The sequence below is a fragment of the Chitinophaga sedimenti genome, assembly GCF_023156195.1.
GTDB classification, from domain to species: Bacteria; Bacteroidota; Bacteroidia; order Chitinophagales; family Chitinophagaceae; genus Chitinophaga; species Chitinophaga sedimenti.
Window position 1 is genome coordinate 642,715 of record NZ_JAKUKA010000001.1, and the last position, 15,470, is coordinate 658,184.

The 15,470-nt window shown below is 51.6% G+C and carries 12 protein-coding genes and 1 pseudogene; 11 read left to right on the plus strand and 2 right to left on the minus strand.

Annotated features, from left to right (window positions below; all coding sequences use genetic code 11):
• Positions 1 to 19 precede the first annotated feature (19 nt).
• The 7 genes from MKQ70_RS03810 to MKQ70_RS03840 all read left to right on the plus strand — a co-directional run bounded on the left by MKQ70_RS03810 (position 20) and on the right by MKQ70_RS03840 (position 11,696).
• The gene (locus MKQ70_RS03810) at positions 20 to 1,684 is read left to right on the plus strand and encodes a DUF4397 domain-containing protein (protein WP_248068252.1); all 1,665 of its coding nucleotides are present in this window, start codon (positions 20 to 22) and stop codon (positions 1,682 to 1,684) included.
• 5 nt (positions 1,685 to 1,689) lie between these two features.
• Positions 1,690 to 2,835 (plus strand): hypothetical protein, encoded by a 1,146-nt coding sequence (locus tag MKQ70_RS03815; protein ID WP_248068256.1) that lies wholly within the window; start codon positions 1,690 to 1,692, stop codon positions 2,833 to 2,835.
• An 84-nt stretch (positions 2,836 to 2,919) separates the two neighbouring features.
• Complete coding sequence (locus MKQ70_RS03820) at positions 2,920 to 3,978, plus strand: fasciclin domain-containing protein (protein ID WP_248068259.1); 1,059 nt, start codon at positions 2,920 to 2,922, stop codon at positions 3,976 to 3,978.
• Positions 3,979 to 3,983: 5 nt separating this feature from the next.
• A complete protein-coding gene (locus MKQ70_RS03825; protein ID WP_248068262.1) occupies positions 3,984 to 5,213 on the plus strand; it encodes a fasciclin domain-containing protein in 1,230 nt (409 codons plus the stop codon).
• Positions 5,213 to 6,208 carry a fasciclin domain-containing protein gene (locus MKQ70_RS03830; RefSeq protein WP_248068265.1) on the plus strand — a complete coding sequence of 332 codons (996 nt, stop codon included), beginning with the start codon at positions 5,213 to 5,215 and terminating at the stop codon, positions 6,206 to 6,208. Before MKQ70_RS03825 ends, MKQ70_RS03830 begins: the two co-directional genes overlap by 1 nt.
• A 28-nt stretch (positions 6,209 to 6,236) precedes the next feature.
• A complete protein-coding gene (locus MKQ70_RS03835; RefSeq protein ID WP_248068268.1) occupies positions 6,237 to 9,497 on the plus strand; it encodes a TonB-dependent receptor in 3,261 nt (1,086 codons plus the stop codon).
• Positions 9,498 to 9,521: 24 nt separating this feature from the next.
• Positions 9,522 to 11,696 (plus strand): IPT/TIG domain-containing protein, encoded by a 2,175-nt coding sequence (locus tag MKQ70_RS03840; protein ID WP_248068271.1) that lies wholly within the window; start codon positions 9,522 to 9,524, stop codon positions 11,694 to 11,696.
• A gap of 334 nt (positions 11,697 to 12,030) precedes the next feature.
• On the opposite strand, the gene MKQ70_RS03845 is transcribed toward MKQ70_RS03840, so the two are convergent.
• A complete protein-coding gene (locus MKQ70_RS03845) occupies positions 12,031 to 12,663 on the minus strand; it encodes a hypothetical protein (RefSeq protein WP_248068274.1) in 633 nt (210 codons plus the stop codon).
• A 194-nt stretch (positions 12,664 to 12,857) separates the two neighbouring features.
• Entirely contained in the window at positions 12,858 to 13,256 is a 399-nt protein-coding gene (locus MKQ70_RS03850; RefSeq protein WP_248068277.1) for a hypothetical protein, read from the minus strand.
• Between the two features lie 449 nt (positions 13,257 to 13,705).
• Here MKQ70_RS03850 and MKQ70_RS03855 point away from each other — a divergent pair, with 449 nt between their 5' ends.
• From MKQ70_RS03855 to MKQ70_RS03870, 4 genes and pseudogenes are all read left to right on the plus strand, one after another.
• Positions 13,706 to 13,975 carry a hypothetical protein gene (locus MKQ70_RS03855; RefSeq protein WP_248068280.1) on the plus strand — a complete coding sequence of 90 codons (270 nt, stop codon included), beginning with the start codon at positions 13,706 to 13,708 and terminating at the stop codon, positions 13,973 to 13,975.
• A 10-nt stretch (positions 13,976 to 13,985) separates the two neighbouring features.
• A pseudogene (locus MKQ70_RS03860) lies at positions 13,986 to 14,189 on the plus strand (transglutaminase domain-containing protein); the annotation flags it as partial.
• The gene (locus tag MKQ70_RS03865) at positions 14,168 to 14,674 is read left to right on the plus strand and encodes a hypothetical protein (protein WP_248068286.1); all 507 of its coding nucleotides are present in this window, start codon (positions 14,168 to 14,170) and stop codon (positions 14,672 to 14,674) included. The pseudogene MKQ70_RS03860 and the gene MKQ70_RS03865, both read left to right, overlap by 22 nt.
• Positions 14,675 to 14,688: 14 nt before the next feature.
• Entirely contained in the window at positions 14,689 to 14,880 is a 192-nt protein-coding gene (locus MKQ70_RS03870; RefSeq protein ID WP_248068287.1) for a hypothetical protein, read from the plus strand.
• Positions 14,881 to 15,470: the final 590 nt, after the last annotated feature.

Below are 15,470 nucleotides of genomic sequence, written 5' to 3' on the forward strand. Positions count from 1 at the left end.
GCTCAGGAATGCTCCTGTCGTGCAAAAAGGAGAAGGCAGACTTTTTAACGATAATCGTTTTAATACTGACGTAAGCGGTAACTCGTTGCTCCGCCTCGTTAACATCAAGGGCAGTAACCAATTGATCATTAACGGCGATACCCTTACCCAATGGAAGTACGTTATACCATCCGGCAACCAGGCCCCGCCCGCATCCGATGGTACCAAATGGTTCCCGGAAAACGGTGGGTTGGGCAGTACCTTCACTATTCCCCGCCAGTTTTTGAAGAACGGGAAGGCGTTTGTGTGTACCGACAACTACGCCTACCAGGCGGCGCGCGACTCCATTGCGTTTAATGTGGAAGAAAAGGCCAATAGGCCTATGGACTACTATATCCTCTGGGGCGACTTCATCACCGCGGAGAAAGTGGAGCGTGTGATGGAAGTGCCGCGCGATGTAACGGCGCCTGCACGCCCCGGTTATTTTAAGATCCGCCTGCTGAATATTGCGGACAGGATCAAGCCGGGGTTAGATCCTACGGAGGATCTGTCTAAACCCCTGACGCTGGCCTATGCCGACGGTACGCCGGTAAGCACACAAACCTCCAATGTGGACGTGCGCCAGTACTCACCCTACATAGAAGTGCCATACGGTACATACCAGTTCAAGGTGTTAACGCCTGCGGGTACAGAAGTGTCCAACAGCCGGGGCAACAGCACGGAACAAACCAACGTAATAGATCCGGCTACTTCCCAGCTGATAACCGCTACCCAGGGCATTCCGCATACCGTGGTAACCGGTTTGACTTATGCGCCGGTACGCGCTTACAAGCCCGGTGGTATTTATACCATCGTGGTAGCGCCCAACATTGTTAAACAGCCTTATTACCTGGCGGATTTTCCGGGTGAAACCGTGAGCCTGAACCAGAACGTGTTCCGCGTGGTGGCAGACATCAGCGAGCCGGAAAATATGAACTACTATCGCATGCAAGGCGTACATGCGTTGCCCGGTGAAGGACAGGTAAGTTTCCGCGTAAATGGTAACAAGTTAGGCAATGCAGCTTACGGCGCCCACACGGATTACAGCATTTACATCCAGGGTAAAACCACCGTGGATGCAGTAAACGCAAAGGGTACCGTACTTGCTTCGCTGTCCCTGGACGCCGCAGCTAACCTAAACTATACCGCTTGGTTGTATAAAAAGCCGGATGGCAAGCCAGCCATCGCGCTGGTGAACAACAACCTGAGCGGCGCTTTCTATTTTGGCTATGACGCAGGTAGTGGCCAAGACGGCCAATACTCCCAGCTCAAACACAATTATCCCTTCCATAAACGGTTCCTCAACCTGTGTGCCGATCTGCCCTATGCAACATTTACCGCCGCCAATGGGCAGCCTTTGGGTGGCGCAGCGCAGAACCTCGCACCGGGACAGGTACCTGTGCACCTGCCTTACGATATGAGCGGCCAGGCTGCGCAAGCGTACCAGATCATGGCGTTCCGTTCATCACCTACCGTGTTGCCGGGTAACTGGATTACAGCGATCCCTGTGTTGAAGAATTCCGATTTTATAGCTAAACCGGAGCATTATACACGCCCCGTGAAACCAGTGCAGGAGCCGGGTGTGTACACCGTGGCGCTCATCGGTCAGTTGGCCGGTGCCGGCGATCAGCAAGCAAAAATGATTATTGTAAAACACACGAAGTAATAGTTATGAAGAGATTATCACTGCTCCTGTCGTCCGCTTTCCTGCTGTGCTTATGCGCGTGCAGCAAGGTGGAGTACACAGAGATAGAGCGTCCCGCTTATCTCCGCGTGTTTAACGAGCTGAATTTTAGGATCAGTCTTGCCAACAAAGACGAACAGATCCCTTTCCTCACCATGCTGATCGATCCCGTTGTGGATAAAGACGGCCTGGTGACAGGCGCCGCCATTATTGGCGATTATCTGAACCAGCGCGATACCTACGCGCCGCCGTATCCTTCGCACGTAGGGGAAAGCACCACCAAAAGCAACCCGGAATATCCCGGTAAGGAAAGCGTACTGGTAGGCCCCGTATTAAACGGATTTGACCTGTCCAGCTGGGCGCAGGTGCCTTCCGGTGAACACCGGATCATGTTCTGTATCCGTCCGACCAACGATGTGCCTTTCCTGCAACTGGAGCCCAAGCTGCGTAAGATCGTGATGATCGATACCACGCTCACGCTCAACGAAAGGGATGTATATACCCTGCACGTTTTCCAGAAGAACTTTATCACGAAAGAAAATACGGTACTGTTAAGGGAAGAAAACTTTCACAAGCTTCCGATGTCTGACTCCATGGTATATGTGAACTTCTATAACTACAGCGCGGAAGGTTTCTGGGAGGCGGATAAGTCACTGAAGCAAGGGTTGGGAGATAATGACAATGGCATGCTACGTTACGGTATGCGCGACGATATGAACGTGTGGATGTCGCTTACCAAACCGTTTACCTATAATACGCTGCCGGGTTATCATTTCAACTATCTGGCGAATATCAAGCGCGAGTACTCCGGTAAGGTAGCGCACTATTACAGCTTCCCGCTGTTTGCCGATACGATGTCCAATAAAATATCCACCGATTTCATGACGCTGTTTTCTATTCTGGCGCCGGGGATTAGTCCGGACCAGATGCCATATGGTAACTACGATACTGAGTCGGCCGGTACGTATGCGTTCCTGGGCTGCTACGGCAACGGGCAGTTTACCGGTAACCTGGACCTGCGTGGTGTATTGAAAATGCCGGGACTTAACATCAACATTCACTCCGGCACGTACAACCCGCGCACATTCGCTACTATAATACAATCGAGATTATCAACAGCCGGGCTTACCTGACTACCGTTCAGCGCAGGTACGAGGCCCCGATCTATTAAACCTCATCAACATGAAAAAGTATTTATAAATATACGTGCGTGTGTAATGGTAGCGCTGATCAGCACAATATTTGCCGCCTGCAAGCACGATAACCTGGAAGTGCCGGATGCGAGCAAAACCTTCCGCCTGGCGGGTGACTTTATCCGCAATAACTATGACCTCACCATGTTTGCGGCGGCCATTGATTATGCCGGCATGCGCGAAGAATTGAACAGTGCGGGGCCGTATACCGTATTTGCGCCGAACAATACCGCCTTTGCTCAGCTGGGCATTACCCGTGCATCGGATTTTGCGGGGATGGATAAAGACAGCCTGCGTAACATGCTGCACTATCATATGCTGGGCCGCCGTCTGATCAAAACAGACGTACCGGCGAACAACCTCGACTCCCGTTATGCTTCTTTATATGAAGGTCGTGAGCCCTTCTTTACCTACGTGGCATATGGTTCCGCTGGTCCGGCTTTCCCTGTCGGCGACCTGTACATCAATGGTGCATTTGCGGTGAAGAGTGATGTGGCGCTGCAAAATGGTATGCTGCATGTAATCGATAAGGTGATGAAATATACACCAGGCACCGTACAAGACTGGTTGAACAAACGTTCGGAATACAGCGTGTTCGTGGCTGCCCTGAAGAAATTCGGGTATTGGGACCAGCTGGCATTTGAAGGCACCTGCACGGTGTATGCACCGGACAATGCGGCATTGGAGAAGGGTGGTATTACCGCTGAGTGGGTACAGAACGTGAACGTAAATGAATACCTCGGCGCACGCCTGTTCGGTATTTACATCATTCCCGGAAGACGCTTCTTTGCGACCGATTTTGTGGCGGCAGGCCGACTGTATGCCAACGGTGGCTTTGCCGGTTTTATCCCGAACGATACCTACAAATTTGCCCTGAAAGGTGAAAAAGATACCTATCGCCAGTTGCCCAGCACCGTAACAATTACGTTTACCAGGCCGGCTACGCCCGAACAGCCCTGGGATCAGGCCGTGCGCGATATCACCGGCAATATTGCCGGCCGTATCGACAATCTTACGGACAATGGCCTGGTACATCACCTGCCCAACTTCCCGGTACTCCCTAATGAAGCCGAGAAAAATTAATGACCATGAAAAGACTTATTATCTGTGCACTCGCACTGTTAACGCTGGCCGTCGCCTGTAAAAAGGAAGAATTCCAGCAGGCGCCCTATGGCGAAAAAGTGCCTTTTGCTGATACTGCAAAATACGACTTGAAGGTGCTGATTGGCGCATCAGCGACTCACAAATTGTTTTATGCCGCCTGGCAGCGTAGCCACGCCGACTCTGTATTGCACAGCCGGGGTATTGCCGGCTTTACCGTACTGGCACCGGATGATGCCGCCATGCGCGCCGCCGGTTACGACGAAGCAGCCATTGCTGGTGCGGTAGTCACGGACATCGACTCACTGGTGTTGTTCCATATTCTGGGCGTAAAAATCGATTCGATGGCAGTAGCGCCGTTGAATATGAGCACCGGTATGAATACGGTGCTCACACACGCCACCCTGAAGGAATACCTGCTTAACGTAGGTAGCAGTGTGCCTGGTTATAAACCGCTTCGCTTCCGTCAGTTCCTGAGCATCAACAACGGTCGTCTTTTCCTCAATGGAAAAGATGCCGGAAACGCGCAACCGTTGCAGGCTACCAATGGTACCGTATGGCCCATCAATCATGTAACGAAAAAGCCCAAAGAGCATATCATCGATCTGCTGGCGCGTGATCCACGCTTCTCCATCTTTTATGAGCTGGTGCGCAGAACGAACGAGGAGTGGCCCATCTTGTCGGAATATATGTACGAGCGCGGTTATTTTAACCCGCTGTACCCGGGGCAGTATAACGAAATCGGCAATGACATGTTCTTTGCACCCACCAACGAAGCCTTTGCCAATGCCGGGTTCAATACGTTCGATGATCTGTGGGCCTTGAACGAACGCTCTATGCCTTATTTCGACTGGGACTGGTTTGAGATGCGCAATAACTTCGTAAGTGATTCCCTGCTGGCCTACCATATGCTTGGCCGTTACTATGCACCGAGCGGTAGCTGGGGCCCGGGCAGGGCGATGCCAGCCGTGTTGTTTGGAACAGATCTTAAAAACGACCTGTTGAAAGATTATGCCGTCAACGCCAGGGAGCCTTACAGCAACATCCCGCCTTTCATCATTCCGCTGGATTTTGGCAGCGAGGGCGGCCAGGTAACCGTGAAAGTAAAAGGCGCCGACAAGCCCGCGGCGAAGATCATCGAAGCTGATATCATGACCTACGAAGGCCCGGTACATGTGGTCGATCACTTACTTCTTTCTGATAAAGTGCAATTATAATGAGCAAGATCAACATCTATATAAAAACGCTTACCGCCTGCGGCGCCGTTGCGATCATGGCGATGGGATGCGATAAAGAAGACGATACAGCAAAGCGTGATAACAACCGTATTGCACAGGTGCTGGCCGATAACTTCAACCTCACAGTAATGAACCAGGTAGTGATGCGTGGCGGTTTACGCGACCGTGCAGACGGTGACCAAACGATGACACTGTTTTCTCCTTCCGATGAGGCGTTCGCCAAAGCGGGTTATGCTAACAGCTCCGCGATCCTGACCGCTGCTTACGACCGGGTGGCCCGTCTTGCCAGGTATCACATGGTAGAAGGTAATTACGAGATCGATAAAATGCCGTTCCTGTTCAACCAGGAAATCCGTTCACTCGGCGGCAAACTATACGTAACCCGCTGGATCAAGAACGGGGATACGGTGCTCACCATCAACGGCAGCCGACTGTTATCCACCGCGGTAAACGCCTCCAATGGTAAAGTGCAGGTAATTGATCGTATGCTGGAGCCTTATGTACACGAAACAATCGCCGATGCTATTGCTTCCAATAAGGACCTCACCCTGTTTAACCGGGCATTACAACGCGCCGGTATGACGGAACTGCTGAAAGGCAATACACCACATACCGTATATGCGCCGAGCAACCAGGCCATGACGGCTATCGGTTACGGTACACTGGAAACTATCGAGGCTGCTGATCCTGCGGTATTGGGCGAGTTGCTACGCTACCAGATGGTGGCCGACCGCCGCTTCGTAAATGATTATATTCTTAGCATCGGGTCTACCAACGAAGGCAGGCAGGGCATGCTTAACAACAGTTCGGTAACCGTAACGCTGATCCCGGACATCCAGAAGCCCGGGGCCTTTACCGGCATCAGCCTGAAGGGTATCGGGAATACCAGTGTAACGAACCTGGTACAGCAGGATATTATCACAGGCAACGGCGTACTGCATATTACCGACCAGGTGCTGCGCATCACGCAATAATCATCATCGTTTTCTAAGATCATTTATCATGAAAGTCTTTACCTATTCTCATATACGCTTCGTTCTCCTGTTCCTGCTGCTGCCTTTCGCAGCGCTGGCACAGGAAACGGCGGGCGGACTTACCGGTAAGGTACAGTCGGCCAAAAAAGAAGCACTGCCGGGTGTAACGGTGATTGCCGTTCACATACCGTCGGGCACCCGTTACCCCATTATTACAGACGAAGGCGGACGTTACCGCATCAACGGCATGCGTATCGGCGGCCCGTACACCGTTACAGCCACCATGATGGGCATGCAGCCACAATCTTTCGAGGGGATTACCGTGAAACTGGGTGAGCCGCAATTGCTGAACATCACGCTTGCAGATGAAAGCACGAAGCTGGGCGAGGTGGTCGTGAAAGGCCGGAAGGCAGGACCACAAGCGAACAGTTATGGCGCAGGGCAGAACATCAACAGCACACAACTAAACAACATGCCCACCGTTAGCCGCAGCATCCAGGACATCACCCGCCTGGTGCCGCAGGGGTCGAAAGACAACAGCTTCGGCGGCTCCAGTTTCCGGTACAACAACGTAACCATCGATGGCGCCATCAACAATGACGCTATTGGATTCAGTCCGTCGATGGGTGGACAGAGTGGTACCAGTGGCCAGCCCGGCAGCAGCACCCGCACCAATCCCGTATCGCTGGATGCGATCGAGGATATGCAGGTATACCTGGCGCCTTATGATGTGAAGATCGGCAACTTTACCGGTGGTTCCATCAACGCCGTAACCCGCTCCGGGACCAATACCTTCAGCGGGTCTATATATGGCTTCGGACGTAACGCAGCGCTCACGGGTAAAGACAAAGCCGGTACTTTAGGTAAGATGGACTCCAATTTCCAGGACTACCAGGCCGGTGTACGTGTCGGTTTCCCCATCATCAAAAACAAGTTATTCTTCTTTACGAATGAAGAAATAACCCGCCGTACCGATCCCACGCAACTGCTGGCCGGTAAGGCCGAAACAGCGGGTATCCTGAGTTTCGCTGACGCGGATGCGATCCGCAACGAAACGATCAGCCGTTACGGCAATATCTTCGATCCCGGTACCGGTGGCGCTTACAACGCTGCTTCCCGTTCGGAGAAATATTTTAACCGAATCGACTGGAACATCAATGATCGTCACCAGTTGTCTGTGCGCAATAACACCATCCGTTCCAGCGCTATTCACCTCGATCGCGATCAGCAGGACTTCCGCTTTAGCTCCATGGCGTTTAAACAAACGAACAACCAGAGCAGCACCGTGGCAGAATGGAAAGCCCGTTTCAACAACGCGCTGAGCAACAGCTTCGTGGCAGGTTACAGTTCTGTAAAAGACTTCCGCGCTCCGACCAGCGATCCGAGCCTGCCGCAGGTTCAAATCCAGGGCCGTACACCAGGTACGACCATTTATTTGGGCACCGATCGTGAGGCGTCTATTTTTAACATGAAGCAACGCACCATCGAGATCACCAATAACCTCAGCTGGACCAAAGGCAAACACAACTTCCTGTTCGGTACGCACAACGAGTTGTACCATATCGATTATGGTTTTGTGAACGCATGGAACGGCAGGGTAGACTACCTGAGCATCGATGACTATTTGTCGAACAACCCATACCGCGTACGTGGCAGTTACAACTATACCAACAACAGCCGCGATTACCTGCTGGCTAACCCCGGTGCGGTATTCAACATCAACCTGCTTTCTGTATATGTGCAGGATGAAATTCAGATCAATGACAAGTTGAAACTGATGCCCGGTTTACGTGCAGACTATACCCACCTGCCAGAGAAACCTGAGCTGAGTGACAAAGTGCGTAATGCTGCTGCTGATCCTAACTTCGGATTCACGTATCATTACACACCGCTGAGCCGCATCCGCAACGACTTCTTCTCACAGGTGAAAATATCGCCGCGTCTCGGTTTCCGTTACGACTGGCTGGGCGATCAGCGCCTGATCCTGCGCGGTGGCGCCGGTATGTTTACCGGTCGTATTCCCTTCGCATGGCTGGCCTACGCTTATTACAACAACGGTATCAACTATGGCTCATTTGACCAGCGCGCCGACCAGAAGCCTTTCGCAGATGGTTCCGACGCTATCAAGCCCAATCCGAACGGCATTGCTGATTTCATTTCCCAAAATGGAGAAGTAACCAACAACCCGAACGCCGGTAAAACACAGGTAGACCTGGTAGACAATGGTTTCTCTATGCCACAGGTATTAAGAGGTAGCCTGGCGCTGGATTACACTACGGCTGACAATTGGAAATTCGGTATCGAAGGTATCATCACCAAAAGCCTGAAAGACGTGTACTTCCAGCAGGTGAACATTTCCGATAACGCGCGTTACTACGGTTACGACGTAAACCGCCAGCAACCAATCTATTCCGGTACTATCAACCCGGCTTTCTCTAACGCTTACCTGTTAAGCAATACGAACCTGGGCTTCCGTTACAGCATTACTGGTACTGCCAGTAAAACCTTTAACAGTGGCCTGTTCGTATCCGGCGCTTACACCTTTGGCGAAAGCAAGGATGTATTCAACGGTATCCGTAACTCCATGGAAAGCAGCTGGCAGCTGAACCAGGCGCTGAACCCGAACAACCCGGGCGCCGCTTATTCCAACTTCGATATCCGTCACCGCATCGTGCTGAACCTGAATTATCGTAAAGCATGGAACAATGTACTGGTGAGCACCTTCAGCCTGTTTGGCTCGGCACAGTCGGGCAGCCCCTTTACCTATGGCATCATGAACAACAGCATCCAGGGATTGCCGCAGCAGGTGAGCCTGGCGTACATTCCGCGCGCAGAAGAAGCCGTTGATTTCTTCCAGGATATGAATGGTGTAACCGCTGCACGACAGGCGGCTGCATTTAACAGCTATATTGATGGCAACGAGTACCTGAGCGGCCGCCGTGGTAAATTCACCGAAAGGAACATGGGCCGTACGCCCTGGAACATCCAGGCGGACTTCCACTTTGCACAGGAATTTCATTTCCCGAAACTGAAAGCCCATTTTATTACGCTGACGGCAGATATGGTGAACCTCACGAATATGCTGAACGCAGAATGGGGGCGCCAGTACTTTTCGCCCAACACCTTTAACAGCACAGCGAGCGTGGGACTTACCCCGGTATTATTCCCGCCGGCGCAGAGCGGCAAAGGATACCCTGTGTATTCCTTCACCAACCCCGGTAAAGCATATTCCATTGATTATATGGGATCGCGCTACCAGGTGCAGTTAGGCGCACGTTATACATTTTAATTCAAACAAGCTTAAAGCATCTTCATGATGAAAAAGATAGCCATTTTTCTTTTGCTGATCGGCGCTGTATTGGCGCAATCCTGTCGGAGAGAGGACAATAAGCAGCAGCCGCAACTGGCGGTGAGCAGCTATTACCCGAATAGCGGTAATGCGGGCACGCTGGTAACCATCGTGGGAACCGGCTTTAACAAAGAAGCTACTGTTTCCTTTGGTGAAATTGCGGCGGAAGTACTGAACGTAAACGATACCTCACTTGTCGTACGCGCTCCGCGTGAAGGCCAGACGGGTAAAATAAATTATAAGGCTGATGGAAAAACAGTGGAAGTGGGGAACTATACTTACCAGGCCCTTTCTGTACACAGCTTTTTCCCGACGAATGGTCCTGCCGGTATGCACGTGCGTATCAGCGGCGAAGGCTTCAGCAGTTTAAATGCGCCCGCCGAAGTACTGGTGAATGGTGTGAATGCCCTGGTAGTGAGTGTGAACGATACCCTGGTGGTAGCTGAAATTCCGGTGGGCGCGGGGCCTGGCCCAATTACGGTAAAAGTAAACGGCGAGAGCTCCACTGGCGCTAACTTCCGTTTTCAGGCCATCAACAGCATTAAACCAATGACCGGTAACGCTGGTACCAAAGTGACCATTAACGGAGCTGGTTTTGAAGCAGTGACAACAGGCAACATCGTGGAGTTTAACGGTAAACCTGCGCAGGTAGTAGAAGCAACTGAGACCAAACTGGTGGTAATAGCACCCGAAGGTGTGGCTACTGGTCCCGTTACCGCACGTATTATCGGTCAGCTGTTGCCCGGCCCGACCTTTACACCGGTACCCGCACCAAGAATTACGCTGGTAACGCCATTGAGCGGCCCGGCAGGGCAGGAAATGACCATCAGCGGTTTGAATTTCAGCACCCATACGGATGAGAATATCGTTAAGATCAACGGCGTAACCGTGCCCGTGAAAACGGCCGCCGCCACCAAACTGACATTGACCCTGCCGGGTGGTACTGGCAATGGTAAAGTAGAAGTGGTGGTGAACGATCAACCTGTAACCGGTCCAAATTTCACAGACCAGAACACGGGCATCGTATCCGTATCGCCAAGCGCGGGTCTGGCGGGCACGAAAGTAACCATCACCGGTGTAGGTTTCAGCGCCTTACCGGGCGAAAACATCGTGACCTTCAATGGTGCCGCCGCCGTAGTGGAAAGTGCTACCGAAACCACCCTGGTGGTGACGGCGCCGGCTACCCTCACTTCCGGCGATCTGAAGGTACAACGTGCTGCACTCACTGCTAACGCGCCGGAGCAGTTCCGTCGCGCGGGTACGATGACGCTGTACAAAGGATCATTGATCGCCTTCAGTGCTTCGGCGATGGCAGTAGATTCCAAGGGAAATGTGTATGTGAGCGATCGTAACACAGCGCAGATTATAAAGATTACTGTCGATGGTACCGCCAGTGTGTGGGCAGGGGCATCCGGAATCGGTTACGTGGATGGACCGCTGGCCACTGCTAAATTTGGCGCCATTTACGGCATGGCGTTCGATGCACAGGACAATCTGTATGTAGCGGAATCCGGTGTTAGCAGGAACATCCGTAGAATTGCCACGGATGGTACCGTAAGTACTGCAAAAGCCGGTATCAGCGGCGCGGTAGGCCGGCTGGCGCTGGATAAAGACGCCAACATGTATATCACCCAAACCTGGGCAGGTATCCTGAAAATATACACCACAGGGCAAACCGAACCCACACACCGTAACAGTGTGTCCGACAACTGCACGCCGGTAGTAGATGCGAGGGGGAATATCTATGCATCAATGGATGACTATGAAGGCATCGTTTCCCGGTGGGATGCTAACACTAAAACATCTACAACATATTGGATCGGGGAGTATGGTCAATATGGTTTCGTGGATGGTCCGCGTGCAACAGCGAGGCTGGGTTACGGTTTCACGTCCCTGGCGATCGACAATGAGGGGTCTCTGCTGATCATGGATAAAAACAACTATGCGATCCGCAAGTATGATTTTGCAACAGATGAAGTGAGCACCATGGCCAAATTTGCCGGACAGGGTTATGCGGATGGCAGTTTTGACCAGGCGAAATTCTCGTTCAGCGTTATAGATATGAAAGTTGGTAACGATGGTAGCATCTATATCCTCGATCAGGGGAACAGTGCTGTCAGGAAAGTTTTTTTGCGATAAATTTCATTCAACATTACATTTGATAGATGATGCCCTGCCTGTTCCCAGGCGGGGCTTTTTTATATCTTGCCCCGCAATCAATTTTTTTATGAAGATATTATGGATAGTGCTCGCCGTGCTGCTCACGATTTTTACCTGGGGGCTGTAAATGAAACGTCCGGCATTTTTATGTCAACATCGCCCGATGTTGTCCGGGCAGGGAGTAGTCTTAAAGTGATGGCGGTCGTAGTGACGAGTATTTCTGCGGGATTGAGTGTCCTGTTTTGGTGGTTGGGTACGCGAAAAAAAAAAGCAGTAAGGAAGACCTTACCGCTTTCAAGTAGTTCGTGTTTTGTTACAATATAATATACACCGGACTTTCCCCGATCGTCACCTCAATCGTATTATCCCCCGTCTGTTTCCATTCCGCTTCCGCCGCTTCTGCGCTGGCAGTCGCCATCGTTTTCACGTTCACAGGTTTGGAAGGTACAGTCAATGTCACTTTCGCAGTGCGTGGTTTATAACCATCCTTCAGGTGTGATCTTACACCGGTAGGTGACCAGGCTACCCATACTTTTTTACCGGCATCGCTGCGGAATTCATATACATAAGTCTGACCAGCATCTTTCTTTACCACGCGTGCGAAACGAAAATCGCCCAGGAGGTTATAGAATTGTTTTACGGCGTAGAAAGACATTTTTGGTACAAAGTTCCTCGTGAGGCCGGAGGCGGCATGGAAGGCGGCTTCATCTTCATCATTGAAATAATAGAGATAAGCCCGGTTGATGTCCATGGGGGCAAAGGCAAGGAACGACCTTACCAGGTATTGCGCCTGTTGCAGATCGGTGTGGCCCTGCCAGTCCATTTCCAGCCACCAGTCTACGCGTTTGGCCATAGCCGCAGGCGTGGGGGCGTCGTAGCCAAATTCGGTGATCCATACCTGTTTGCCACTGGCCGATGTATTACGCCAGTTGATCACTTCCTGCACGACTTTCAGGTAGGCGGCGGTAGAGTCTTCCGGGTAGGTGCGGTTCCATGGGTTAGGGTTGCCTTGTCCCTGGGGAACGGTAGCGTAAGTATGTACGTTTAATACATCGTACAGGGGCAGTACGTCGGCGTTTCCGTAGAAAGCGCGAACGTCCTGCGAATAATCGTCCGCCGTGCGTGCCCAGATGGTAGGAGTTACGATTTTAGCCGGGCATCGCCGTCGCGGAGGCCCTGGGCCATCTTTTTGAACACGTTGCGGAAAACGGTCTGGTCTACGCGCTGGCCAGGTTCATTATCGATCTCGAAAGATGTAGCGAGTTTTTCCGTACCGGAAGGGCCGAAGTACTTGCTCATGGCTTTACCGTAGTCGTATGCCCACTGTTCCTTGCCTTTCCAGTAGCTGGCGAAGTTTTCGCCCGGGCCGAAAGCGCCGAATTGCATACAGATATCTATCTGGAAACCAGCCTGTTTCCAGAATTTGTAGAGATCATTTTTCCAGTCCACCCCGTTAATACACATAGGGAGCGTAATGGGATCGCCGGGTTTGGCCACATCCCAATCGAGGTTGTGGTAGTTACGCACGTTGCGTACCACCTGGTTGTACAGTTCCGGCTTAAAGAAAAAATGCCCGTTGAGCCCATGAAATCCTTCATCAGGGGCTTGTTGGTAGCTACCACCTCAGTGGTATCTTCAGGGTTTTTACGCCTCCGCTGCCCGTTCCGGGGCCTGGGCGGGACTCTTCTCTGTCGGCCTTGCAGGCGCCGACGGTTACCATTGCAGCGGCAATGAACGCAAGCATAAGTTGTTTCACTCTTGACATAGTTAAAATTTTCTGACCAGGCTCACATGAGGCCGGCGGTTTTTCGGTGATATAACGACCGTGGACCGTCCGTATTGTGTGGGCCTTTCAGGTTATTTTCGGCTGAAGCCGCGCTGCTGTGGGGTTGCAGCGGGGGCTTAAGAACAAAGTAGCACTTTTTCTTATCTTTATCACTGTTAAAAATAACCTGATGCAATCGCTATGCTTTAGAATAGTTTTGTATGTGATGATGCTGGTCATTTCCACGACGCTGTTTGCCCAGGCGAAAAAAAAGGAATTTGCAGGCATTGACCGCAAAGCGCTGGCGATACCCGAATCGCGTACGGCCACCACGGGTGATATTGCTGCCTATATCAATGAAAACTTCAGCAGCGATGCGGATAAGACGCGCGCCGCTTTTATATGGGTGGCTTCTTCCGTGAGTTACGACTGGAGAATATGTTCAATGTTAATTTTTACGAGAAGAAGGAGGAGAAGATTGCCAGGACGCTGAAAACGCGGAAGGGGTTTGTGAAAACTATGCCATGCTTTTTACGGATATCTGCGCCAAAGCCGGCCTAAAATCTTTTGTCATAGAAGGCTTTACCATACAAAGCGGCTTTACCGATTACATTCCGCATGCCTGGAGTGCCGCCCGCATCGATACCGGTTGGTTCCTGTTCGATCCCACCTGGGGGCAGGGTATGTGGAGAATGGCCGCTTCGTAAAGAAAATCAATAATAACTATTTTAAAGTGGCGCCGGCGAAGCTGATTAAATCACACATGCCTTTTGACTACCTCTGGCAGCTGATGGATTACCCCGTAACGACTACGGCATTTTACGAGGGTAAAACGGGCGAACGTTCGTCAAGGCCCTATTTTAACTATCGCGATTCCATCGCTGCTTATGAGAAAATGGATACCATGCTGTATTACGAGGCAGCTGCCGCCCGGCTCCAAAGCAATGGTATGCGCAATACGATGCAGGCAGCCCGGCTGGAATGGTGGAGGCGGTCGGTGGATATCTACCGGCAGAATCAGCGCGTGGCCTTGCATAACCAACAGGTTAACCAGTATAACGCTGCGCTGCGCAAGGTAAACATGGCGATAGATGAGTTCAATGAATTTATCGCGTACTATAACAAACGATTCATGCCAATCCAGCCGGACTCCGTCATACAGGCCATGATCGATGCCCCCATAAAAAACTGAAAGACGCCGCCGCCATGCTCGGCAGGATTGAGACTACCGACGAAACCCTGTCGGCCCTGAAAACGGACTTGAGTGAGAGCATCGCAGATCTCAACATCCGGGTTATTGAGCAGCAAACCTGGCTCAGATCGTATTTTGCCAAAGGGAAAACGGCGCGGAAGTCGGCATTCACGACGTATACCAGGTTGAGGCCGCCGGTGAAATAGGTGTATCCCTAAGTCCGGACTATCTAACCTGCTGAACCACCACTGAACCATCACTGAACCACCACTGAACCATCCCACCCTACGGCAACTTTGACAGAAATTGACGCTTTTCTGTCCGGAAGAAGTATGGCGCACGGTGTTTCTACACCTCCTGTTTGCACAAAAAAACGGAAAACCAACTTTGCGATAAATTGACTCTTTTTGCGACAAACTGATATGCTGAAACGCAGGTTTGCCCCTCATATTTGCATCCATCATTTAATGCGTATCCGGTTACAGCCCGTACAACCGTCGGAAGACGCTTTAACGGCTGTGCCGGAGCAATGCAACGGCGTAAAAGATCCCGTTGCCTGTAGTGAGTTCTTTGACATATTGGAAGTAAGTGGTATCTGCTTTTCTATATACAGAAGGAAGCCACTGGTGTTATCGCGAATGGCCGGGCTGTTCGGGGTGTACGGTGGCTTCCTTTTACTTTTAGCTGCTTAGCGGCATTGGGGCTTGATCCTAACTGCATCTTTCGCTGATCCTTCGCTCATCTTACGCTAAACCCTTTGCCACGGCCGATTGAACGTCGGATGAGCGAAGGATTA